Here is a 22183-nt window from a genome sequence, read left to right as displayed (position 1 = left end):
TGGCTCTCCCGTCGACCCAATGGCGGTATCTTAAATATCGTCGCGGGAGTACGTCGAGCCAGATCGATGAATATCTCTGATATCGCGACGACGGAGTACATCGAAGTCGACGTCGGGACGCGGATGGGGAAGGTCCGCTCGACCTTCGAGAACGGCAACCCGAAGGGGATCATCGTCACCGACGACGGCGCCTACGAGGGCGTCATCGGCGAACGGGAGGTCCTCCAGTCCCACGTCGAGGACGACGCGAAGGTCTCGGCGCTCACCAAACCCAGCCGGAACGACCCCGCGCCGAAGGTCGACCGCTACGAGGACGTCCGCGAGGTCGCCCGGATGTTAGTCGAGGGAAACACCAAGGTCGCGCCCGTCTTCGAGAACGACGAGCTCTGGGGCGTCGTCACCGAGGACGCCATCCTCGAGGCGGTCCTCGAGAACCTGGATGCGCTCACGGTCGCCGACATCTACACCGACGAACCCTACACCCTCCGGGAGGACGACGGCATCGGGAAGGCGATCAACCGGCTCCGCGAGCACAACATCTCCCGGATCCCCGTGCTGAACGAGAACGGCTACCTCACGGGAGTCGTCACGACCCACGACATCGCCGACTTCGTCATCCGGGAGAACCACAAGACGACGACCGGCGACCGGGTCGGCGACACCGACCGACTGCTCGACGTTCCCCTCTACGACATCATGGCGAGCCCCGTCGAGACGACGACCGTCGAGACCTCCGGTCGGGAGGCCGTCGAGCGAATGCTCGAAAACGACTACGGCGGGCTCGTGGTCACGCCCGCCGAGGACGACCGGGTCGTCTCCGGCGTCGTCACGAAGACCGACGTCCTGCGGGCGCTCACCTTCACCGAGGAGGAACACATGGACGTCCAGATCACGAACGTCTCCCTGCTCGATACGGTCACCCGAGAGGGGATCGTCGAGGCGATCGAGGAGGTCGCCGACAAGTACGCCGAGATGCAGGTGATGCACGCCCACGTCCGCTTTCACGAACACAAGGAGAAGCTCCGGGGCACCCCGCTGATCCAGTGTCAGATCCGCCTCCGGACGAACAAGGGCCAGATCGCGGGCAGCGGCGAGGGCTACGGTGCCGCCAACGCGTTCCGGGTCGCCATCGACAAGCTAGAGCGCAACGTCTTGGAGAAGAAGGGCGTCCAGAGCGACGAGGAGTACCGCGGCCAGCTCCTCCGGAAGTTAAACGAGCTGTAAGGGCCGCCCAAACGACAAACGATTAGTCGGTCCGGTGACTCGACCCGCTCAATGAGCGACTCCGATCCCGTCGAGGAGCCTGACCGGTCGGGTCCGCCCGATGCGGCCGGCGGCTCCGATTCCTCCGAGCCATCCCCACGCCCCGACCCGGAGCGGGCCCGTTCGAGCGAGGAGGGGACGGTCCGGGACGCCGTCGAACGCTCCAGAAGCGGCGCGCCGGCAGTGGGTGCGGTCGTCCGGGACCGCTTTTCCTCCGACGAGGTCTTCCAGCGCATCGTCGCCGTCGCCGACGAGGAGATCACCTCCGGTGGCCGGGAGCTCTTTTTCAGCGGGCTCGCCGCCGGCTTCGCCATCTCGATTACGTTCCTACTGTACGTCTCGCTGTACGCGTCGACAGACGGCCACCCGATCCTGAGCGCCCTCCTCTACCCTCTGGGATTCGTCTACATCATCATCGGGGGCTACCAGCTCTACACCGAGAACACGCTGCCGCCGGTCGCCCTGACCCTCGAACGGCTCGCGAGCGTTCCCGCCCTCCTTCGCCACTGGCTGATCGTGCTCGCGGGCAACTTCGCGGGCGGAGCCGTCGGCGCGGCCGTGTTGACCTGGGGCGGGGTCTTCGACGAGCCGACGGCGGCGGCGGCGACGTCGATCGCCGAACACGGCATCGAGACGGCGTGGTGGAGCCTCTTTTTCAAGGCCGCCTTCGCCGGGCTGATCGTCGCGGGCGTCGTCTGGATGGTGTACGCCTCCCGCGATACGATCTCGCGGATCGTGGTCGTCTACATGGCCTTTCTCGCGATCCCGGTCGGGAACCTGTTTCACGTCGTGGTCTCTTTCACCGAGATGCTCTATCTCGTCTTCGCGGGGGCGCTCTCGCCGCTGGTCGGACTGACCGAGTTCGTCCTGCCGGTCCTCCTGGGGAACACGATCGGCGGGATCCTGCTGGTCACCGTCGTCAACTACTACCAGACGAGCGAACACCGCCTCGCGTCGGCGCGCTTCGAGGGGGTAGATCGCCGGCTTTCCGTCCAGGAGTGGGTCATGGGAAGCGCCGCCGGCCGGTCGTACGTCCCCCTGATCGACACCGGCGAGACGTCGGTCCCCGACGGCCGATACCGGGTGCTGGTCCCGATCTCGAACCCCCGAACCGAGGCGGGGCTCGTCGAACTCGCCGCCGCCGTCGCCGCCCAGCACGGCCCCGCAGTCGTCCACGTCGCCCACGTCGTCCAGGTGCCCGACGTGAAGTACGGCACCGGCCAGCGCGACCGGATCGTCGCCGAGTCCGAGCGCCTCCTCTCGGAGGTCACCGGGCCGGTCGAGGACCGCGAGGTCGACGTCGAGACGTCGACGGTCGTCTCCCACCGGTCGGTCGAGGAGGTCTTCGAGGCGGCCGACCGCGAGGACGCCGACCTCGTCGTGATGGGATGGGGCCGGGACGACCAGCTCTGGGGCAGCCCCCGCGCCGAGGGCGTCGTCGAGGAACTTACCAGTCGGCTCCCCTGTGACTTCCTCGTGCTCGAGGGATCCGAACTCGACACCTCGCGGATCCTGCTGCCGACCGCCGGCGGTCCCGACTCGGAGTTAAGCGCCGAGGTCGCCCGGACGCTCCGATCCGCGGCGGGATCGGCGGTCACCCTGCTGTACGTCGCAGAGGAGGGCGAACGCGAGGCCGGCGAGGCGTTCCTCGAGGAGTGGGCCGACGACCACGATCTGGCCGACGCCGAGATCGTCGTCGACGACTCCGGGGACGTCGAGCGCGCGATCGCCCGCGAGGCCGAAGCCCACACGCTCGTCCTCCTGGGGGCGACCGAGCGGGGCTTTCTCGCGCGGCTCGTCTCGGAGTCGGTCCACCCGGCGGTCGTCAGCGGCGTCGACTGTTCGGTGTTGCTCGCCGAACGGCCCGGGAACCGGGGCCTGTTCGCGCGGCTGTTCGGCCGGCGGTAGCGAGGGGAGTTACGCCTCGGCGGCGTCGTCGCTCCCCTCGAGGCCCGCGTCGGTGATCCGGAACCGGGCGCTCTCGCCGGCCGGCTTCGAACGGTGTTTTTCCAGCGTCGCCCGGCGGTTCCCGCCCCGAAAGCGCTCGATCCGGAGGATCGTGCCGGTCCAGTGCTCCAAGGTGTTGCCCCCGAGTGCCCGGGTCCGGTCGCTCTCGGAGTCGGGGTCGGCGAACACCTGGTTGGTGAGGATGACCGCGAGGTCGTGTTTGCGCGCCAGCGAGAGCAGGTGGGTGACCTGGCGGGCGACCGCCCGGAGCGCCCCCCCGCCGTCCTCGCTATCGCGCTCGAGGCGGTAGAAGCCGGTCGCGCTGTCGACGACGATCAGGTCCGCCCGGTCGGCGAACGCCTCGCTGTCCCGGACGGCCTCCTCCTGCTCGGCGAAGTCGTGGGCCTCCTCGATGACGATCCGGGACGCGGCGTCGGAGACGTCGTCCGTTCGCGCAGCCAGAAGCTGTTCAAAGCGATCCCCCGAGACGCCCTCGGTGTCGACGAACACCGCGAGCCCGCCGGCGACGGCCGTCTCGACTGCGGCGGCGAGCGCGAGGTTGGTCTTGCCCGCCGCGGGCGGGCCGTAGAGCTGGGTGACGGTCCCGCGCTCGAACCCGCCGCCCAGCAGCGCATCGATCGACTCGCAGCCGGTCGGGATCGCCTCGTCGTTCACGCCCGTCCTTTCGCCGGACCGGGGAAAAAGACCCCGGAACCGGGAGTAGCTATTCCCGTTCGCGAACCAAGCCGGGGTTGGTCACCGCACCGTCGGCCGCCGAGCCGAAGTCCCGGCCGTACTTCGCGAGCACGCCGCCCGCGTAGGCGGGCTCGGGCGGCTCCCACTCCGCTTGCCGGCGGGCGAGTTCGTCGTCGCTCGCATCGACCTCGAGCACCCGTTGTTCGACGTCGATCCGGACGACGTCGCCGTCCTCCAGGAGCCCGATGGGACCGCCGACCGCGGCCTCGGGGGCGACGTGGCCGATCGAGAAGCCGCGGGTGGCACCCGAGAAGCGCCCGTCCGTAAAGAGCGCGACGTCGTCGGCGTGGCCCTGGCCCGCCACCGCGCTCGTGACCCCGAGCATCTCGCGCATTCCGGGGCCGCCGCGGGGTCCCTCGTTGCGGATACAGAGGACGTCGCCGGACTCCACTTTCCCCTCCTGGACGTACTTCATCGCGGGTTCCTCCGCCTCGAACACTCGCACCGGTCCCTCGTGGACCGGGTCCTCCTCGCCCGTGACCTTGATCACCGCGCCGTCGGGCGCGAGGTTGCCCGTGAGGATCCGGATCGCTCCCTGCTCGTCCTTCGGGTCGGAGACGGGATACAGGTAGTCGGCGTCGAGATCCGAGATGGCGGGCGGATCGAGCGCCTCGAGTTCCTCGCCGATCGCGTTCCCCGTGACCGTCATCGCCTCGCCCGCGAGGAGGTCGGCCTCGTAGAGCGCCGACAGGACGACCGGGACGCCGCCGACCTCGTGGAGGTCGTTCATGACGCGCTCGCCGCCGGGCTGGAGGTCGGCGATCTTCGGCGTCCGTCGGGAGATCTCGTCGAACTCCTCGATCGAGAGCTCGACGCCCGCCTCGGCGGCGAGGGCAAGCAGGTGGAGCACGCCGTTGGTCGACCCCCCGACCGCGACCTGGAGGGCGATCGCGTTCTCGAAGGAGGCCTTCGAGAGGAACGTCGAGGGCCGCCGATCGGCCTCGACCGCTTCGACGGCGAGTTCGCCGGCTTCCCGGGCGACCTCCTCGCGTTCTTCGGACTCGGCGGGCGGGCTCGCGCTGCCGAGAGGCGCGAAACCGAGCGCCTCCGAGAGCGAGGCCATCGTGTTCGCGGTGAACATCCCGCCACAGGAGCCGGCGCCGGGACAGGCCTGGCGCTCGAGTTCGTCGAGTTCCTCCGGGCTCATCTCGCCGTCGGAAACGCTCCCGACGCCCTCGAAGACGTTCTGGATCGTCACTTCCCTCCCGTCGTGTTCGCCGGGCATGATCGAACCGCCGTAGAGGAAGACCGAGGGGAGATCCGTTCGGATCGCGGCCATCATCATCCCCGGGAGGTTCTTGTCACAGCCCGCGACGGTAACCAGGCCGTCGATGCGCTCGCCGAAGGCGACGAGTTCGACGCTGTCGGCGATCACCTCCCTGGAGATCAGGGAGGCCTTCATTCCCTCCGTGCCCATCGAGATCGCATCCGAAATGGTGATCGTGCCGAACTCGATGGGCATCCCCCCGCCGCCGTCGACTCCCTCTATGGCGCCGTCGGCGACGTCGTCCAGGTGAACGTTACAGGGCGTGACGTCGGCCGCGGGGTTCGGGACGCCGATCATCGGCGAGCCCATGTCCTCGTCGGTAAACCCCATCGCGCGGAACATCGCGCGGTGGGGCGCGCGCTCGGCGCCCTCGGTGACCTCCCGGCTTCGCAGCTCCTCGGGCTTGCTGTGGTCGAACTCCTCCTCGTCGGCCGGCGGCCCGACCTCCTCCCCGTCCGTGCTCTCGCTCATATCCGGCCGGTGGGTCCCGGGGGACATAAGTCACCCTCCCGAGGCGAAATCCCCTTGCGAGCGGGGGGCCTACGACCGGCAATGACGAGCGTCGCGGTCACGGCGGGCGCGCGGATCCACGTCGGCTTCCAGAACCTCTCGCTTGCCCGCCCGCGCCTCTACGGCGGGATCGGGATCGGGCTTGCCGAGCCCCGGGCCACCGTCCGGGCAGAGCCCGCCGAGGGAGTCGAGGCCGACGACCTCCTCGTGCCCTATGCCCGCCGTGCCGTCGGTCTCCTGGGAGTCCCGGGCGCGGCGGTTTCCCTCGAAGCCGGGCTGGCCCGCCACGCCGGCCTCGGCAGCGGCACCCGACTCGCGCTCGCGACCTACGCGGCCATCGCGCACGCTCACGGGATCGAACCCCGTCCCCGGGAGCACGCCCCCAGTCTCGGCCGGGGCGGGCGAAGCGGCGTCGGCGTCGCGACCTTCGAGGACGGCGGGTTCGTCGTCGATGCGGGCCACCCGACCGAGCGCTTCACGAGCGAGCCGCCCGAGGACGGCGACTGGACGGTCCCCCGGGTCGTCGCCCGCCACGACCTCCCCGAGAGCTGGCGGGTACTCCTCGTGATCCCCGACTCCGAGCCGGGCCGAAGCGGCGAGAGCGAGGACGCGAGCATGCGTCGGGTCGTCGAGCGCGCCGACCCGACCGTCGCCGACGAGATCGCGGGGATCGTCACCCGACGGCTCCTTCCCGCCGCCGCGGAGGGCCGTCTCGAGCCCTTCGGCGACGCCGTGAGCACGATCGGACGGAAGAACGGCGCCTGGTACGCCGACGCCCAGGGCGGGGTCTACCGCCCGCCCGCGGGCGAACTGATCGACGCGCTCGCGGACTGTCCCGCGCTCGTCGGCGTGGGCCAGTCATCGTGGGGCCCCGCCGTCTATGGCTTCGCCGACCGGGAGGAAGTCGGGCGGGCGCGGGAGGCTGCCCGGGAGGCACTCGGGGAGCGAGGTCTCTCGGGACGGGTGCTCGTCTCGGCGGTCGCCGACGGAGGTGCCCGGCTCGAGTCGGGGTGAGCTACAGTTCGCCCGCGATGTGGTCGTCGATCTCCTGAACCGTCTCCGGGTCGGTCGTCCAGAACCCCTCCCAGACCCCCGGCCCGTCCTCGATGGCGACCAGCGCGGCTCCCGTCGGGACCTCCCCGTCGGACTCCTCCACCGTCTCCCCCGTCGGTGGCCGGAAGACGACGAACCACGACCGGCGGTAGACCGGGCTCGTCCCCCGGTGGACGCTCCCCAGCCGATCGAGGCGCTCGCTCCCGCCCGCGCCGTAGAGGTGGACCGCGAGGTCGGTCCCGGCGAGGGTCTCGTAGGCCTCCCGGGTGCCGACCTCGTCGTCGATCCGCGAGAGCTCCTGGAACGCCGACCGAAGGGTTCCCCTCCCCCGTACCCAGGCCAGGCGCTCGATCCACCGGGAGACGACGATCAACAACAGCTTCTCCTTGCCCGCGCGGGGATATCCCCGCAGACCGAACCGGTGGCCCTCCAGGCCGTCGAACACCGCCGGCAGGCCGACGTCTTCGATCCCGCGGGCGCCGGTCACGAACAGGTCGGAGTTGATCCCCAACACGGCGTCGTACACCGTACTCATCGGCGAGGTCGCCTCGATCCGGTCGCCCTCGAGCAGGACCACCGTCGGCTCGTCCTCGGGGAGCCGGTCGGCCGTTTCGATCCCGTGGGTCTCCGGAGCCGTCTCGACGTCGATCGAGGAGCCGAACGTCTCGGCGAGCATCGCCGCGAGCGGGTCGTCGGCGTCGGCGCCGACGACGACGAGGCGCCGGTCGGGCGGATCGGTACGGGAGACGAACTGCTCGAGGCTCACGCGGATCTCACTCGACACGAACGCCTCTCCCAAAACGTATAAACGTCCCGTCATCCCCTCTCGGGGGAGGGCACTTTTGGGCTTCGACCGCCAACTCCGGCCATGCAGTTTTGCGACGACTGTGGCTCGATGATGAAAGCGGAGGGCGACCGGATGGTCTGTGGCTCCTGTGGCGCCGAAAGCGCCCGCGACGCCGACCGCGAGGCTGAGTTCGTCACCACCGACGAGCAGACGGGAGAGGACGTGATCGAGTCCGAGGAGGGCGCCGATTTCGAGGGCAAACCCCGCGCGACCGACGTCCGCTGTGACGGCTGTGGCAACGAGGAGGCGTGGTACACGATCAAGCAGACCGCCTCCGCCGACGAGGCGCCGACTCGCTTCTTCAAGTGTACCGAGTGTGGGAAGCGGTGGCGCGAGTACAACTGACCTCGCCCGTTACTCGGTCCTCTCCCGGTCGGGTTTCCAGTCCATCCGGATCGTGATCGATTCTCGATTTCCGCGGAGGATCGACCCTCGCTCGCGGACGGTCAGTTCGTAACCGACGTCGTCGGTTGGCTCGAGTTCCACCGTTTTGTTCCCGGTGCGGGCGACGACTTCGCCGCCGGACTCGAACTCCTCGGCCAGGTCGTGGAGGCGGTTTGCGATCTCCTCGCGGGTCATCTCCTCGGGGACCGCGGTCTTCTGTGACATGGCCGCGTCTTGCTCGCGTTTTCCAATAAATCTCCGGCCTACTCGCGACGTCCGACGGAGGGGGAGAGTTCGATCCCATGACCGCGACGAATTCCACATAATCGATGTAGGGCGTCGGAGCGAACCGAAACCGGGCGGCAAACTTTCGCGCGGTAGGGGTATTTTTGATCCGGGGCGCGTAGGGTGCCGGTATGCAACTGCACAACAGGGAGGTACGCCAGGACGTCCGCGAGCTGGGGGCGCTGCTCGGCGACGTACTGGAGGATCAGACCTCCCGGCGGACGTTCGAGACCGTCGAGTCCTGCCGGACGGCGGCGATCGACTACCGCTCGGGCGAGGCCGACTCGCGTCGCCCGCTCGCGACCGAACTCGAGGGGCTCTCGCCCAACCACCAGCGGGTCGTCGCGCGGGCGTTTACCACCTACTTCGAGCTGATCAACCTGGCCGAGGAACGCGAGCGCGTCCGGTCGATCCGGGAGGGCTCCCAGGAGGACGATCTGGACGATAGCCTCGAGACTGCGGCCGAGGAACTCGCCGAGGAGGACGTCGAGACCGTCGAGGAGATCCTGGACGACGTCCTCATCGAGCCGACGTTCACCGCTCACCCGACGGAGGCTCGCCGAAAGACCGTCAAGGCCAAACTCCGGACGGTCGCGACCCACCTCGAGACCCTCGACGAGCGCCTGCTGACCGACAAGGAGTCGAGCCAGATCTGGCGCGATCTCGACGGCGAGGTCACGAGCCTCTGGCAGACCCCGCAGGTCCGCAAGCGCCAGCCCGAACCCGAAGACGAGGCCAGAAACGTCCAGTGGTACCTCGAGAACACGCTGTTCGACGTCGTCGGCGAGGTGTACGACGAACTCGCCGACGCCCTGGAGACCGAACTCGACGCGACCGTGGACGTCCCCAAGCTGTTCGAGTTCCGGTCGTGGGCCGGCAGCGACCGCGACGGCAACCCCTTCGTGACCCCCGAGGTGACCGCGAACACCCTGGAGCGCCAGCGCGAGGTCATCGTCGAGCGCTACCACGACCAGCTCAAACGCCTTTCCGGAGTCTTGAGCCAGGACGGGAGCCGGATCGACGTCGGCGAGACCTTCGAGGCCTCCCTCGAGGCCGATCGCGAGGACCTCCCGGGGACCGCCCGAACGGCCGAGGAGCGGTATCCTGGAGAACCCTACCGCCAGAAGCTCAGACACATGCGCGAGCGCCTGCGCCGCGTCGGGGACGTCCGGCCCGGCGGGTACGCCGACGGCGAGGAACTCCACGACGACCTGGACGTCATCGCGAAGAGTCTCCGGCAGAACGGCGCGGAGACCGTCGTCGAGGCCCACGTCGATCCGCTTCGTCGACAGGTCGCGACCTTCGGCTTCTCGCTGGCCAGCCTCGACCTGCGGGACCACCGCCAGAAACACACCGACGCGATCGGCGAAGCCCTCGAACGCGACGGGATCGACTACGACGCGCTCTCGGAGGACGAACGCGTCGACCTACTGACCGACGCGATCCTCCAGGACGAGCAGGTGATCGACTTGGAGAACAGGGAGGGACTCACCGAGGAGTCCGCCCGGGTGCTGGAGCTGTTCGACCGCCTCGCCGGCTGGCAGGCCGAGTACGGCGTCCACGCCATCGACACTTACGCCATCTCGATGACCGACGAGCCGAGTCACGTCCTCGAGGTGCTCTTCCTGGCCGACCAGGCCGGGATCGTTTCTCTTCCGGAGCACTGCGGGGTAGACGTCGTCCCCCTGCTCGAGACCGAGTACGCCCTCTCGGGGGCCCGACGGATCATGGGGACGCTGTTCGAGAACGAGGCCTACACCCAGGCCCTGGAGGCCCGCGGGCGAACCCAGGAGATCATGCTGGGGTACTCGGACTCGAACAAGGAAAACGGGTTTCTGGCCGCGAACTGGTCGCTCTACGAGAACCAGCTCCACCTCGCGGAGATCTGTGACGATTACGACGTGACGATGCGGCTGTTCCACGGCCGCGGCGGCTCGATCTCCCGTGGCGGCGGCCCGATGAACGAGGCCCTGCTCGCGCTGCCCAACAGCACGATCACGGGCCAGGTGAAGTTCACCGAGCAGGGGGAGGCCATCGCCGAGAAGTACGGCAATCCACGGATCGCCGAGCGAAACATCGAGCAGATGGTCAACGCCCAGCTTCGGGCGCGAAAGGACGCCATCGAGAACCCCGAAGAGGAGATCGACGAGGAGTGGATCGAGGCGATGGACACGATGGCCGACGCCGCCAGGACGGAGTACCGCGACCTCCTCGAAACGGAGGGGTTCGTCAGCTACTTCGAGGAGGCGACGCCGATCACCGTCATCGAGGACCTCGCGCTGGGCTCGCGGCCGGCCTCCCGGTCGGGCGAGCGAAGCGTCGAGGACCTCCGGGCGATTCCCTGGGTGTTCTCGTGGACCCAGTCGCGGTGCATCCTGCCGGGCTGGTACGCGATCGCCTCCGGTATTGATGCGTTCTTGGACGACGGCGGCGAGATTGAGACCCTCCAGGAGATGTACGAGGAGTGGCCGTTCTTCCGGACGACGCTGGACAACGCCGCGCTCTCGCTGTCGCGTACGGACTTGGAGATCGCCGCGGAGTACGCCGACCTCGCGACCGAGGAGCGCCGGGATCGCTTCTTCCCGCGGCTGACCGAGGAGTACGAACGCGCTGCCGACCTCGTTACCACGATCGGCCGGCGCGAGGACCTCCACACCAGAGACTGGCTCGGCGAGAACCTGGAGCGCCGGAACCCCTACGTGGATCCGCTGAACCTGCTCCAGACCCACCTGCTGGGTCGGACCCACCTGACCGACGTCGAGGAACGGACTCTGCGCCTGACCGTGAAGGGAATCGCCGCGGGGATGAAGAACACGGGCTGACCACCGAATGGCGAACGACACTGACGGCGAACCCGGCGACGCGGACGGCGACACCGACGGGAACGGGCTTGCGGTCGGGATGGGTATCGGGATCGCACTGGGAACCGCGATCGGCGTCGCAACCGACGATCTCGGGCTCTGGCTCGCTCTGGGGGTCGCTCTCGGAGCGGGGATCGGCGCGGCCATGGAGAACGGGTAGTCGGAGCCTACTCGACGGTCGGCACCGGCACCGACTCGAGGACGGAGTCGATGATCCCGCTTTTCTCGACGTTGTTGACGGTCGCGTCGGGGGTAAGCACGAGGCGGTGGGCGAGCGCGGGGCGGGCGACGCGCTTGATGTCGTCGGGGGTGACGTACTCCCGGCCGACGATCGTCGCGTAGGCGCGGGCGGCCTCGAACAGCCGCTGGGTGCCCCGCGGGGAGACGCCGACCTCGACGCGGCCGTCCGCGCGGGTCTCGCGGGCGATTGCGACGACGTACTCCACGAGGTCGTCGTCCACCCGAACGGTCTCTGGCACCCGCCGGAGTTTGGCGACGTCCTCGGGGTCGATGACGGTCTCGACGGTCGGACTCATCGAGTCCCGGCCCCGTCGGCGCTCGATGAGCTCGATCTCGCCTGCCTCGTCGGGGTAGCCCATCGCGGTCTTGACGAGGAAGCGATCGACCTGCGCTTCGGGAAGCGGGAACGTCCCCTCCTGTTCGACGGGGTTCTGGGTCGCGATCACGAAGAAGGGATCGGGGAGCTGGCGGGTCTCGCCGTCGGTGGTCACCTGTCCCTCCTCCATCGCCTCGAGCAGCGCGGCCTGGGTTTTCGGGGGTGCCCGGTTGATCTCGTCTGCGAGCACGACGTTCGCGAAGATCGGCCCCTCGTTGAACTCGAACTCGCGTTCGCGCTCGTTGAAAACGTGGGTGCCGGTGACGTCGGCGGGCAACAGGTCGGGCGTGAACTGGATCCGCGAGAAGGAGAGGCCGAGCGCCGTCGCGAAGCTGTTCGCCGTGAGCGTCTTTCCGGTTCCCGGCACGTCCTCCAGGAGGACGTGGCCGCGGCCGACGACGCCGACGAGGACCGTCTCGAGGAACTCCCGGTCGGCGATCACCGCGGCGCCGATCTCCGAGAGGACGGTCTCGCACTCCGCGCTCGCCTGAGTGACGTCCATGCGAGTGTCTCCGTCTCACGGCGTATAGGTCTTCCCTTCGGTTGTCACGTTCTCCGTGGAGCCGGCTCCCACGCCTGCCCGGAACCGAAACGGCTAACAAGCCGACCCGGCTACCCTCGGGTGAGCCGAGATAGCCTAGCCCGGCCAAGGCGGTAGATTCGAAATCTACTGTCCTCACGGACTCGGGAGTTCAAATCTCCCTCTCGGCGCTTTTCACGACGCACCACGGCGAGCGAAGCGAGCCGCCGCGTCGTGAAAACGCGAACGGCGAGATTTGTACGAAACCGAGGGTCTGCGAACGGAGTGAGCAGGTTCTCGGGGGTGGTTCAAGTCTTCCTCTCGGGGAGCCGTCGGTCGATTCCGTCGAGTCACTCCCGCAGGATCAGCGGCCCGATGGCGGCGGTTCGTTTCGCGATCGTCGCGAGCCGGACGATGTAGCTCGTAAAGAGGAGAAAGGGGAGGACACAGACGGTGTAGGCGAGACAGACGAGCCACAGCAGGGCGTCGATCCCGAGGACCGTTCCGGTGACCGTCGAGGTGTCGACGAGAAAGACCATCCCGCCGGCGACCACGATCGCCGGGATCGCCAGCGCGAGGATTCCCTGGGAGAGCTTGACCAGCGACCACTGGAAGTACAGCGTCTTGACGTGCTCGCGGGCGGGCCCGTACATCGCGAGGGCGGTCATCGTCTCCTTGCCCGTCCGGCGTTGCTCGTCGGTCAGGCGCTCGTCGTACTCCGAGAGCAGCCAGCGCAGGTCGTACAGTTTCCGGTCGTAGTTGTAGTTCAACGCCGCGTTCATCACCGAGTACGTCCCGAACTCGGCTTCCTCTAGCTGTTCGGTCGCGGTCTCTGCGTTCTCCAGAAGGTCGGAGACGTAGGCCTCGATCCCCTCGCGAAGCTCCTCGTCGTCGCTTCCCTCGAGCGCGGACTCGAAGGCCCGGGCGCGGTCGCTGGTCGCGTCGATGATCTCCTTCATGAACAGCCCGGGGCTCGCGGGGCTGGGGACGTCGAGGAGGTCGTCGGTGTTCTGGTAGAAGTCCATCGCGCGGTCCATCCGTTCGCGTTGCCCGCCCAGCGGGCCGATCTCCTGGGAGAGCACGAGTTGGTTGATCGAGACGACGAGCGTCGTTCCCGTGATGAGCGCGCCGATCAGGGCCTGGAAAGTCGTCTCGACGACGTCCGTCCTCGCCATCAGGCCCCGGATCGAGGGCGACCGCGTGACCCCCCAAATCATCAGCGCGAGGAAGACGCCGGCAGCCAGGGCCGCCGTCAGCAGCCGCCGGTCGGCGTTGAGCACCACCCAGAGGGTGTAGCGGTGTCTGTCGCCGCGTTCGCGCATCGTGTTCGCGGTGCTCATGTCCTTCACGGCGACCGCCCTCCCTCCAGCGATCGGCGACGATCGACTTCCGCTTCCCGATCGAGGACCATTATTCGTCCTCGAGCGGCCGCTCGAAGATCAGGAACTTGGTGCCGCCGCCGTCGTAGGAGACCGTCTCGACGAGTCGCCACCCCTCCCGGCCGAGTTCGGTCATCCGCGTCTCGGGGTTGGCCGACTCCCGCTTCGTGAGCTCGGTCGGCGGCTCGACCGCGCGATACTCCCATCGACGGGGCGCCTCCGTGGACATACCCATCGGTTGGGCGGCCGGGCGTGTGATTCTATCCCTTTCGAGCCGGGATCACTCCGGATCCCGGTCGATGGGCGGATGGAGATAACAGGTATCGACGATCACGAGGATCCCGATGGCCGCCGGAAACAGCAACAGCCCGATCGACCGGAGACCGATCGCGAACGTGACGACCGCCGTCGCCACGAACGCGGCCAGGATGACCCCGAGGGGGACGTCGTAGCGGGTCGCCGCGATCGGTTCCGCCAGAGCCGACAGCGGGTCCGGAACGTCCTCGGGCAGGGGGAGCGCCTCCGACATCGTCACCCGGACCGGGTCACTGCCGGCCGGGACGGCGCGGGGGTCGTGAGAAGGCCGACTTCCCCTTCGAGACGGTCTGCGTACCGGAGCCGGATCCGCCGGGCCTGATTGGTCGTCAGCCGGGAGACGCCCTGGAGATCCATCGAGAGGGGGCGGTAGCTCGCGGGATCGAACCCCATCGCGTCCAGATAGCCCTCGACGGCGGGTGACTCGAGGCCGTCGTCGATCGCCGCTTCCACGTACTCGTCCAGCCGGTCGAACTCGGGGACCGTCACGCCGTCGGCGGAAATGCCGAGCTCCCCGCCGATCTCGAGGCCGCCGTCGACCGTCGCCTCCAGGGCGTTCTCGAGGTCGGCGACGAGCCGGAGCAACTGACCGGGCAGGGCGACGTCGGGGCCGCGCCACTCGATCGTGTCGAACTCCTCGCGAACGCGGATCGGCGTCCACGTGGAGTCCTCGGGCGCGAAGTTGGCATCGAAAGCGTCCGGATCGACGCCCTCGGAGAGCGCCGTCGCCCGGAACCCCTCGAAGGAGGCGGCCGTTCGCTCCTCGTGTTCGGCGACGCTCCCGACGTAGGGCCGGAGTCGGCCGAGTTCGGGGTGGTCGCCGTAACAGCCCCGCCGGTAAACGTGGGCGCGCGCGCAGGCGGCGACGTTCTCTCCCCGGTGGTGGGCCGAACTCGAGACGAGCGCGAACGCCGGATCGAGCGCGGTCAGCAGGTTCACCTGGTCGGTCTCGGCGCCGTCGATCCGGTCTACGTGGAGATGGGTGCCCGCACATCGGGTGGCGTTCGCGAAGTCGTCGCCGAGGACCCGGCGCTGGACCTGCGTCCGGGGGCCGTCGTCCGTCCCGATCGGACCCGTGTTGAGCGGCGTCGCGAGGGGAACGAGCCGTCGCCCTTCCTCCCGGGCGACCCGGATCGCCTCCCGGAGCCTGCGGGTGACCTCCCCGCGGAGTTCGGCGACGTCATCGCAGGGATCGGTGACGACCTCGAGCATCGGATCGGCGCTCTCGGCGTCGAGGTCGTCGATGCGCTTTACGACCGGTGCTGCCGGGGCGAGCGCACCCGTGTCGTCGACGGTCCAGTACTCGAGTTCGAGACTGAGTTGCATTGGTGTGGGTCGGTATGAAACGCGCCGGGCGGTTGCGCCTCGATGCGTCGCCGACGCGGGACCGATCCCGAAAATCGTCGGTGCGTCGTTCGTCTACCCGATCCAACACGAGCCACGGGAAAAGACGCTTGCCTTGAACAGTCAAGCCGATCGATTCTACGGCGGGTTCGGAGGGGTCAGCGGCGATCTACTGGACGTTCCCGGTCTCTCGCGAGCGGATCGGTCGGCGGAACCGCCTCACGAACGCGCTCTCAGGCCGTACTCACGATCTTGATCACGTCGCCCTCCTCGAGTTCGTACCCCTCGCCGATCTCGCGGGAGGAGCGGGCGTCGACGGCGTGGAGGTAGCCCTCGCCGATGTCGGAGTGGACGGCGTAGGCGAGATCGACCGGTGTCGAGCCCCGCGGGAGCAAGAGGGCGTCGGGGAGGACGGTGCCGGTCCCGTCGGTCCACTTCGAGACGTCCTGGACGGGGTAGGCGGTGACGTGATCGAGGAGGTCGTAGACGGCGTAGTCGAGGGCGGCCTGAACCCCCGTCCCCCCGAAGCGGTCCATCGTTTCGGCGAGCCCCGCCAAGGCCTCGCGCTGGGAGTCGCTGACGCCGTCACCGATTACGACCTCCGAATCGCCGGGGTCGTAGTCGACGAGTCCCCCCTCGGCGGCCCGCCGGAGCGCGAGTTCGCCCTCCGCCGTTGTGGGAACGACGGGTTTCTCGAGATCGAGCAGGGCCTCGACGTTTCCCTCGGGCGCGATATCGATCTTGTTGGCGGCGACGACGATCGGCTTCGTCCGTTCGCGCACTTCGCGCGCGAGGGTCTCGCGGTGGTCGTCGGTCCACTGGATCGGGTCCTCGGGGTAGTCGATCTCCCGGAGGACGCGTGCGACCTGGGTCGGCGAGGCGCCGAAGCCCGAGAGCATGTCGGCGAGGGCGTCGTCGATGTCGAAGCCGGGCGAGCGGGACTGGCGTTCGATCCCCTCCCAGTTTCGCTCGACGATCCCCGCGAGCCAGAGGTCCATCTCCTCCTCGATGAAGTCGATGTCCCCCATGGGGTCGTGGCTCCCGACGTCGACCGGCTCCCCTTTCTCCGTGGTCCCCCCCGAGGCGTCGACGACGTTGATGATGACGTCGGCATCCGTGAGCGCGTCGAGAAACTGGTTGCCCAGTCCCTTCCCCTCGTGGGCGCCCGGCACGAGGCCGGCGACGTCGATCAACTCGACGGGGACGTACCGTTTGCCCTCCTCGCAGTTGTCGGCGTCACAGCGCTCCTCGCGCTCGAGGCAGGGACACTCCGTCCGGACGTAGCTCACCCCCCGGTTGGCGTCGATCGTCGTAAACGGGTAGTTGGCGACGTCGACCTCGGCCATCGTCGCCGCGGTATAGAAGGTGGACTTGCCGGCGTTTGGCTTCCCGGCAAGCGCGATCGAGAGCATACTGTCGGTTGCGTACTGGCGGAAAACTGTCTTTCGATCGTCCCACATCCGACGGGCCCACTGGGTTCGACGACGGGAGAGTCCCGATTCCACCTACAGTTCGACCGCCATCATCACCTCGTCGACGTAGTGGCCGTTGAGCTTGTAGTGGTCCTCGCGGACGGCCTCGGTCTTCCATCCCTGGCCCTCGAGGAAGCCGATCGCGTCCTCGTTGGTCGAGGGCACCGACTGATAGACCTTCTCGTAGCCCCGCGAGCCCGCCCACTCGAGCCCGCGGGCCAGCAGGTGCGAGCCGATCCCGTTCCCGCGGTACTCCTCGATGACGCCGACGGTGAGTTCGGCCGTGTGGGCGAGCTTCTCGAGTTCGGGCGCGTTGAGGTGGACCCAGCCGACGACCTCGCGGCCGACCGTCGCGACGAAGAACATCCGGGACTCGATCTCGTTGTGGCGAAGCAGGGCCTCCTCGTGGTCGACCTCGTCGGCGACGGTCTCGGCGACGATGTACGTTCGTTCCTCCGCGACCTGGCGGATCGCGCCGACGATCCCCGCCAGGTCCTCCTGGCGGGCCGGCCGGATGTGGAACTCGAGGTCGCCCTCGCGGTACTCCTCCTCGGCGCCCGCCTCGAGGGCGACCCGGAGCTTTCCCCCGGCCATCTCGAGGCGACCGTCGCGTTTGAGGATCGCGACGTGGTGGCGAAACCCCCCCGGATCGATCCGGAGTTCGTCTCTCGCCTCGTCGGGATCGACCGCCCCGTGGCGCTCGACGTGCTCGTAGATCCGCTTTCTGTCCTCGTGGCCGAACTCCCGTTCCTCGGCGAACGTCATGCGAGAGGGTACCACCCCACGCTACTTAATCGTTTATCAGGCAGGTTTCCGGGATGGGACCCGCGTTAGAAGCTGTGCCGTATCCCGGACGTTCCGGGTCTCGAGGAGGAGTTCGGCGGCCTCCCGCACCGTGAACTCGGCGTCGAGGTCGACGCCGTAGCAGGCGGCATAACACTCGAGCCAGTCGTTCATCGCCCCTCGAAGCGCCGCGAGTTCGGCCTCCGAGTAGGGGACCAGGCGGCCGCCGGTGCGACCCTCGACGTAGAGCCAGATCGCCCGGCCCGCTCCGTCCCGGAGGTACTCCATCGCGTCGTCGGGGGTAGCGTCCGCGGTCTCCACGGCTGCTCGCTCGCGGTCGGCCCGCCGGGCGAGGGCGGCGATCCGGGGGCCGTAGCGGCTCACTGGGTCAGCCCTCACGGAACTCGACGCCCTTCCCGCCGCGGGGATGTTCCCACTCGGTGTCGGCGACGACCGCACACGTGCCACACTCGACGCAGGGCTGGGTGTCGAGGCTCACCAGGCGCTCCTCGCTCCCGTTGGTTTCGACGACCTCCGACCGGTAACAGCCGCCGCCGAACTCCTCGGCGCTCACGGGACAGGCGTACACCGCCGCGCCGCTCGCCTCGAAGGACTCGTCGCGCAGTCGGATGTGGGGGTTGCCGACGTCGGTGTCGTAGGTCAGGTCGCCGATCCGATCAGCCAAGGAAGGGGGTTCGATCTCGTTGTCCCAGTGGATCGTCCGGCCGTGTTCGGCGCCGATGATCGAGGGGAGGGTGACGTAGCCGGTCTCCGTATCGGGGAGCATCCCGACCAGCCCCGGGGAGTTGTACGCCCGCCGGAGCAGCCGATCCGCGATCCGGTTGCCGACCGCGGCCGATCCCACTCGAGAGTTGAGGACGCCCTCGACGGCCTTCGTCGTCAGCGAACGCTCGCTGACCCGGCTCGAGTACTCGTAGCGTTTGGGCCGGAGTTTCTCCATCGTCCCGGATTTCTCTAACATCGAGGCGTACCGTTGGCCGGCCGCCTCCGGGTCGCTCTCTCCCTGCGTGACCGCGACGGCGTCGGCCGCCAGCGCCCCGGCGGTGACGGCGTGGTTCATCCCTTTGATGATGGGTCCTTGGGCCTGCATCTGGCCGCCGGCGTCGCCGACGAGCAGGAGCCGATCGCGGTAGGGCTCCCGGAGGGCGACCTTCTTCGAGTCGGGCACGAGTTTCGCGGAGTATTCGCGTTCGTCGTAGGAGTCCCCGAGCCACTTCGCCAGCAGCGGGTGCGTGAGGAGGGCGTCGAGCAACTCATGGGGCTCGGCCTCTTCCTCGACCAAGCTATCGAGATGGAAGACGGTTCCAATTGAGAGGGAGTCCTCGTTGGTGTAGAGAAAGCCACCGCCCCGGACGTCGGAGAAGAGATCGCCCGAGAAGAGGTGGGCGACGCCCTCCTCCTCGGAGATATCGAACCGGTCGTTGACCGTCTCGGGGTCCATGTCGACCACCGCCTTGACGCCCTGGAACCAGTCCTCTGGCTCCTCCCAGTCCATCAGCCCGGCGTCGCGGGCGAGTTCGGAGTTGACGCCGTCGGCCGCGATGACCACGTCGGCGGTGATCGGATCGATCTCGTCGAAGGTGACGCCGATTATCTCGCCGTTTTCACGCAGAAGGCCGTTCGCGCGAACCCCCGACAGGACGCCGCCGCCCGTCTCGCTGGTCATCTCGTGGACTCGATCCTCGAGCCAGGAGTCCATCGGGCGCCGGAGGACGGCGTCACACCAGTCGGTGTCGTGTTCGTGGAGGCCTGTCAGGTCGTAGCTCTTGACCTGCCGCCCCGAGACGTTGTGGATCCGGTAGTCCGTGACCGGCCGTTCGGACGCCTCTTGCCGGAAGTCCGGAAAGAGATCGTCGATCGTGTACGGCGCCGAATCCTCGGCGTAAATCAATCCTCCCGAAACGTTCTTCGAGCCGGCCTCGACGCCCCGTTCGAGGACGAGGGTCTCGACGCCGTGGTCGGCCAGCCGCGAGGCCGCGGCCGCACCCCCCGGACCGCAGCCGACGACGACGGCCTCGTAGTGTTCGTAGCCGGCGTCGTCGGACGCGAGGTCGGTGCTCATCGGTGTTCACCCCCGTCGGCGACGGCCTCGACGTCCAACTCTCCGCTCTCCAGCGCGTCGGTCAGCCGGGGGAGGACGTCGAAGAGGTCGCCCTCGACGAAGTAGTCGCTGAAGTCCCGAATGCGGGCGTCGGGATCGGTGTTGATCGCGACGACGACGTCGGACTCGTCCATCCCGACCTTGTGCTGGACCGCCCCCGAGACGCCCGCCGCGACGTAGAGGTCGGGCGCGACGACCTGGCCGGTCTCGCCGATCTGGCGTTCCTCCTTCGAGTACTGCTCGACGTGGCCCTCGAACTGGTAGGACGAGGTGACGATTCCTCTCGTGATCCCCAGGGCGGCGTCCTCGAAGGCGTCGGCGAGATCGAGTCCGAGCTCCATTCCGAGGGTGGGGTCGTCAGCGATCCCCCGGCCGAGACAGACGACGACCTCGTGGCCGGTGAGATCGACGCCCGCATCCAACCGGTCGTGTTCGGTGATCTCGACGTCGAACCACTCCTCGTCGAGTTCCATGTCGTGTTCGACGACGAGCCCCTCGCGGTCGTAATCGGGCTCCATCGGCTCGAAGCTCCCCGGAATGACCGAACAGCCCTGCGGGTGGAACTCCCGGCCGGGGTTGTCCAGACAGAGGATCGTCGAGTACTCGAACCCGGAGAAGTCCGGGCGCTTCATGTGGAGCACGCGCTCGAACGTCTTCTTGACGCCCGGCTCGCCCGTCTTGACGGGGTTCGAGATCTCGGTCGCCTCGATGTAGAGGTCCGAACAGTCGCTCGCCAGCCCCGAATCGAGTTCGGCCTGGACCTGCGCCGAGAGGTCCCGCCCGTTGTTCGTCGCCGGAAAGAGGACGTAGCGGGGCTTGTCGTACTCGCGCCAGTCGGTGCTTTCGGTGGTTCCCTCCCCGCGGGCCATGTGCGAGGAGACCTCCGTGTAGGGCGTGTGCAGGAAGCGTTCCAGCCTATCGTCGTCGTGGTAGACCGCGACGTCGGCGCCGTAGGCGACGGCCTCCTCGGCCAGCCCCTCGCAGTCGTCGCCCATCAGGAAGGCGACGACGTTCTCTTCCTCATAGTCCTCGGCGTAGTCGTCCATCAGCTCCCGGGCCTTCCCGAGCATCTCCTTCGAGACGTCGAGTAGCTCCCCGCCCTGGGTCTCACAGAACACCCACATGTCCTCGTAGTGGCCGTCCTCCAAGGCCCGGACGTGGCGCTTGTCGGCCGTGGGATGGGAGAGCCCGTCGTCTTCCTCCTCGGGTTCCGCCTCGTCCTCATCCGCATCCTCCTCGTCTACGTCGGCGTCGATCGCCTCGTCGCCCGCTTCGGCCTCCTCGCCGACGGTTTCCTCGGTGTCCTCGTACTCGCCTTCGGTCTCGGTGTCGCCCTCGAGGCCCTCGCTCTCGTCGCCATCCAAGACGTCGATCCGTTTTCGGATCGCCTCCTGGGCCGTTTTGCGATCCTTGCCGGCGCGTTCGGCCTCGAGGACCGCGTTCAACTCCTCGACGTCCTCGACGGTGTCGAGTTCGTCCTCGAGTTCGCGTACGGTGTGTTCGTCGGGATCGACCACGGTCAGTCACCCCTCGCGGCCGCGAACTCGTTCATCTCCCCGAACAGTTCCTCCATCCCTTCCCCGCCGGGTTCGATCACCGTCGCCTCCCGCTCGGATGGGGCCTTCGGGATCGGATCGACCGAGGAGACGATCGTCGGCGAGCCGTCGAGGCCGATGTAGTCGGGATCGATGTTGAGGTCCTGCTGGTTCCAGGTCGTCATGTGCTCTTCGTACTCCTCGGCGCGTTCCCGTGTCTCGGCCCGGAGCCGTTTGTGGGTGAGCCGGTGGGACGCCTTCCGGTAGGTCGGCGAGAACTCCGGGTCCGCGATGACGACACACGGCAGGGGTGCCTCGACGGTCTCGATCTCGTCTCTGTCGCCCTCGACGAGCCGCTTGGCCCGCAGGCGCCGTTCGTCGGGGTCGATGTCGAGTGCGAGAACGTGGGTGACGATCGGCCACTCGAGTCCCCAACAGGTCTGGGGTCCGGTCTGGCCGGTCTCGCCGTCGGCGGTCTTGAAGCCCGCGAAGACGAGGTCGACGCCGCCGATCTCGTCGGCGTACTTCTCGATGCCCGTACAGAGCGTGATCGCCGTCGCCCACGTGTCCGAGGCCGCGAGTTCGCGGTCGGAGAGGAGATAGAGGTCGTCGGCGTACACCTCCTCCATCGCCTCGCCCAGCACCTCGCCGTAGCCCGGCGGGCCCATGCTCATCCCGCTGACGTGGCCGCCGTGGCGTACCTTCGTCTGGAGGGCGGCCTGGAGGGCCTTCTCGTCGTTGGGGTTCATCACCGTCGGGGTCTTTCCCCGCTCGAGGTGGCCGTCCTCGTCGAAGGAGACCGCCCCCTCGCTGAAGTCGGGGACCCCCTTCGTGAGGACTATCGATCGCATCGGTTCCCCCGTCGATCGCGGCGTGGTATGGTTGTCCGACCCATGGCTATCCCGCACATCGTAACACTGACTC

Annotated in this window: 20 protein-coding genes, 1 tRNA gene and 1 pseudogene; 7 read left to right on the top strand and 15 right to left on the bottom strand. The window is 68.2% G+C overall.

Annotation, left to right across the window (positions count from 1 at the left end):
- Positions 1–66: 66 nt before the first annotated feature.
- Together DVH23_RS10240 and DVH23_RS10235 are read left to right on the top strand one after the other, a co-directional pair.
- Positions 67–1224 carry a CBS domain-containing protein gene (locus tag DVH23_RS10240; protein WP_114577337.1) on the top strand — a complete coding sequence of 386 codons (1158 nt, stop codon included), beginning with the start codon at positions 67–69 and terminating at the stop codon, positions 1222–1224.
- A gap of 51 nt (positions 1225–1275) precedes the next feature.
- Positions 1276–3171, top strand: a complete 1896-nt coding sequence (locus DVH23_RS10235; RefSeq protein ID WP_114577336.1) for a formate/nitrite transporter family protein — start codon at positions 1276–1278, stop codon at positions 3169–3171.
- Between the two features lie 9 nt (positions 3172–3180).
- Here the strand turns inward: DVH23_RS10235 and radB are convergent.
- Both radB and ilvD read right to left on the bottom strand, forming a co-directional pair.
- A pseudogene (gene radB / locus DVH23_RS10230) lies at positions 3181–3924 on the bottom strand (DNA repair and recombination protein RadB); the annotation flags it as partial.
- Positions 3925–3934: 10 nt separating this feature from the next.
- Positions 3935–5704 (bottom strand): dihydroxy-acid dehydratase, encoded by a 1770-nt coding sequence (ilvD, locus tag DVH23_RS10225; protein ID WP_198667904.1) that lies wholly within the window; start codon positions 5702–5704, stop codon positions 3935–3937.
- 81 nt (positions 5705–5785) lie between these two features.
- On the opposite strand from ilvD, the gene DVH23_RS10220 reads away from it, so the two are divergent.
- Entirely contained in the window at positions 5786–6757 is a 972-nt protein-coding gene (locus DVH23_RS10220; protein WP_114577333.1) for a beta-ribofuranosylaminobenzene 5'-phosphate synthase family protein, read from the top strand.
- 1 nt (position 6758) lies between these two features.
- Here the strand turns inward: DVH23_RS10220 and DVH23_RS10215 are convergent, their stop codons facing one another.
- Positions 6759–7580, bottom strand: a complete 822-nt coding sequence (locus tag DVH23_RS10215) for a histidine kinase (protein ID WP_232833740.1) — start codon at positions 7578–7580, stop codon at positions 6759–6761.
- An 84-nt stretch (positions 7581–7664) separates the two neighbouring features.
- Between DVH23_RS10215 and DVH23_RS10210 the strand changes: the two genes are divergently transcribed.
- A complete protein-coding gene (locus DVH23_RS10210) occupies positions 7665–7988 on the top strand; it encodes a transcription factor S (protein ID WP_114577332.1) in 324 nt (107 codons plus the stop codon).
- Positions 7989–7997: 9 nt separating this feature from the next.
- Here the strand turns inward: DVH23_RS10210 and DVH23_RS10205 are convergent, their stop codons facing one another.
- Positions 7998–8252: an amphi-Trp domain-containing protein gene (locus DVH23_RS10205; RefSeq protein WP_114577331.1), complete on the bottom strand. Its 255-nt coding sequence runs from the start codon at positions 8250–8252 to the stop codon at positions 7998–8000.
- Between the two features lie 191 nt (positions 8253–8443).
- Between DVH23_RS10205 and ppc the strand changes: the two genes are divergently transcribed.
- Complete coding sequence (ppc, locus tag DVH23_RS10200) at positions 8444–11134, top strand: phosphoenolpyruvate carboxylase (protein ID WP_114577330.1); 2691 nt, start codon at positions 8444–8446, stop codon at positions 11132–11134.
- Between the two features lie 7 nt (positions 11135–11141).
- Positions 11142–11333 carry a hypothetical protein gene (locus DVH23_RS10195; protein WP_114577329.1) on the top strand — a complete coding sequence of 64 codons (192 nt, stop codon included), beginning with the start codon at positions 11142–11144 and terminating at the stop codon, positions 11331–11333.
- Positions 11334–11340: 7 nt separating this feature from the next.
- On the opposite strand, the gene DVH23_RS10190 is transcribed toward DVH23_RS10195, so the two are convergent.
- On the bottom strand, positions 11341–12291 hold the full coding sequence (locus tag DVH23_RS10190; protein WP_114577328.1) for a MoxR family ATPase: 951 nt from the start codon (positions 12289–12291) through the stop codon (positions 11341–11343).
- A 124-nt stretch (positions 12292–12415) separates the two neighbouring features.
- On the opposite strand from DVH23_RS10190, the gene DVH23_RS10185 reads away from it, so the two are divergent.
- Positions 12416–12500: transfer RNA gene (locus tag DVH23_RS10185), tRNA-Ser, on the top strand.
- A 159-nt stretch (positions 12501–12659) separates the two neighbouring features.
- Here DVH23_RS10185 and DVH23_RS10180 read toward each other — a convergent pair.
- The 10 genes from DVH23_RS10180 to DVH23_RS10135 form a co-directional block, all read right to left on the bottom strand.
- On the bottom strand, positions 12660–13658 hold the full coding sequence (locus tag DVH23_RS10180) for a hypothetical protein (protein WP_114577327.1): 999 nt from the start codon (positions 13656–13658) through the stop codon (positions 12660–12662).
- Positions 13659–13719: 61 nt separating this feature from the next.
- Complete coding sequence (locus tag DVH23_RS10175) at positions 13720–13917, bottom strand: DUF4177 domain-containing protein (protein ID WP_114577478.1); 198 nt, start codon at positions 13915–13917, stop codon at positions 13720–13722.
- Positions 13918–13968: 51 nt separating this feature from the next.
- A complete protein-coding gene (locus DVH23_RS10170; RefSeq protein ID WP_114577326.1) occupies positions 13969–14217 on the bottom strand; it encodes a hypothetical protein in 249 nt (82 codons plus the stop codon).
- Between the two features lie 2 nt (positions 14218–14219).
- The gene (locus DVH23_RS10165) at positions 14220–15329 is read right to left on the bottom strand and encodes a glutamate-cysteine ligase family protein (RefSeq protein ID WP_114577325.1); all 1110 of its coding nucleotides are present in this window, start codon (positions 15327–15329) and stop codon (positions 14220–14222) included.
- Between the two features lie 251 nt (positions 15330–15580).
- Positions 15581–16759, bottom strand: a complete 1179-nt coding sequence (locus DVH23_RS10160; protein ID WP_114577324.1) for a redox-regulated ATPase YchF — start codon at positions 16757–16759, stop codon at positions 15581–15583.
- Between the two features lie 93 nt (positions 16760–16852).
- Entirely contained in the window at positions 16853–17584 is a 732-nt protein-coding gene (locus DVH23_RS10155) for a GNAT family N-acetyltransferase (protein ID WP_114577323.1), read from the bottom strand.
- A gap of 36 nt (positions 17585–17620) precedes the next feature.
- The gene (locus DVH23_RS10150) at positions 17621–17986 is read right to left on the bottom strand and encodes a hypothetical protein (RefSeq protein WP_114577322.1); all 366 of its coding nucleotides are present in this window, start codon (positions 17984–17986) and stop codon (positions 17621–17623) included.
- Positions 17987–17990: 4 nt separating this feature from the next.
- The gene (locus DVH23_RS10145; RefSeq protein ID WP_114577321.1) at positions 17991–19685 is read right to left on the bottom strand and encodes an FAD-dependent oxidoreductase; all 1695 of its coding nucleotides are present in this window, start codon (positions 19683–19685) and stop codon (positions 17991–17993) included.
- A complete protein-coding gene (locus tag DVH23_RS10140) occupies positions 19682–21247 on the bottom strand; it encodes an electron transfer flavoprotein subunit alpha/FixB family protein (RefSeq protein WP_114577320.1) in 1566 nt (521 codons plus the stop codon). Before DVH23_RS10140 ends, DVH23_RS10145 begins: the two co-directional genes overlap by 4 nt.
- Positions 21244–22110, bottom strand: a complete 867-nt coding sequence (locus tag DVH23_RS10135; protein ID WP_114577319.1) for an electron transfer flavoprotein subunit beta/FixA family protein — start codon at positions 22108–22110, stop codon at positions 21244–21246. The genes DVH23_RS10140 and DVH23_RS10135 overlap by 4 nt, the downstream gene beginning before the upstream one ends.
- Positions 22111–22183 lie beyond the last annotated feature (73 nt).

This window comes from Saliphagus sp. LR7, assembly GCF_003344565.1.
Classification (GTDB): domain Archaea; phylum Halobacteriota; class Halobacteria; order Halobacteriales; family Natrialbaceae; genus Saliphagus; species Saliphagus infecundisoli.
This window is presented reverse-complemented; position numbering and strand designations above follow the sequence as displayed.

Bases quoted from the DNA above. Each gene is read 5' to 3' on its own strand.
- DVH23_RS10240 (WP_114577337.1), top strand. From the start codon at position 67: ATGAATATCTCTGATATCGCGACGACGGAGTACATCGAAGTCGACGTC.
- DVH23_RS10235 (WP_114577336.1), top strand. From the start codon at position 1,276: ATGAGCGACTCCGATCCCGTCGAGGAGCCTGACCGGTCGGGTCCGCCC.
- ilvD (WP_198667904.1), bottom strand. From the start codon at position 5,704: ATGAGCGAGAGCACGGACGGGGAGGAGGTCGGGCCGCCGGCCGACGAG.
- DVH23_RS10220 (WP_114577333.1), top strand. From the start codon at position 5,786: ATGACGAGCGTCGCGGTCACGGCGGGCGCGCGGATCCACGTCGGCTTC.
- DVH23_RS10210 (WP_114577332.1), top strand. From the start codon at position 7,665: ATGCAGTTTTGCGACGACTGTGGCTCGATGATGAAAGCGGAGGGCGAC.
- DVH23_RS10205 (WP_114577331.1), bottom strand. From the start codon at position 8,252: ATGTCACAGAAGACCGCGGTCCCCGAGGAGATGACCCGCGAGGAGATC.
- ppc (WP_114577330.1), top strand. From the start codon at position 8,444: ATGCAACTGCACAACAGGGAGGTACGCCAGGACGTCCGCGAGCTGGGG.
- DVH23_RS10195 (WP_114577329.1), top strand. From the start codon at position 11,142: ATGGCGAACGACACTGACGGCGAACCCGGCGACGCGGACGGCGACACC.
- DVH23_RS10190 (WP_114577328.1), bottom strand. From the start codon at position 12,291: ATGGACGTCACTCAGGCGAGCGCGGAGTGCGAGACCGTCCTCTCGGAG.
- DVH23_RS10175 (WP_114577478.1), bottom strand. From the start codon at position 13,917: ATGTCCACGGAGGCGCCCCGTCGATGGGAGTATCGCGCGGTCGAGCCG.
- DVH23_RS10170 (WP_114577326.1), bottom strand. From the start codon at position 14,217: ATGTCGGAGGCGCTCCCCCTGCCCGAGGACGTTCCGGACCCGCTGTCG.
- DVH23_RS10165 (WP_114577325.1), bottom strand. From the start codon at position 15,329: ATGCAACTCAGTCTCGAACTCGAGTACTGGACCGTCGACGACACGGGT.
- DVH23_RS10160 (WP_114577324.1), bottom strand. From the start codon at position 16,759: ATGCTCTCGATCGCGCTTGCCGGGAAGCCAAACGCCGGCAAGTCCACC.
- DVH23_RS10155 (WP_114577323.1), bottom strand. From the start codon at position 17,584: ATGACGTTCGCCGAGGAACGGGAGTTCGGCCACGAGGACAGAAAGCGG.
- DVH23_RS10145 (WP_114577321.1), bottom strand. From the start codon at position 19,685: ATGAGCACCGACCTCGCGTCCGACGACGCCGGCTACGAACACTACGAG.
- DVH23_RS10135 (WP_114577319.1), bottom strand. From the start codon at position 22,110: ATGCGATCGATAGTCCTCACGAAGGGGGTCCCCGACTTCAGCGAGGGG.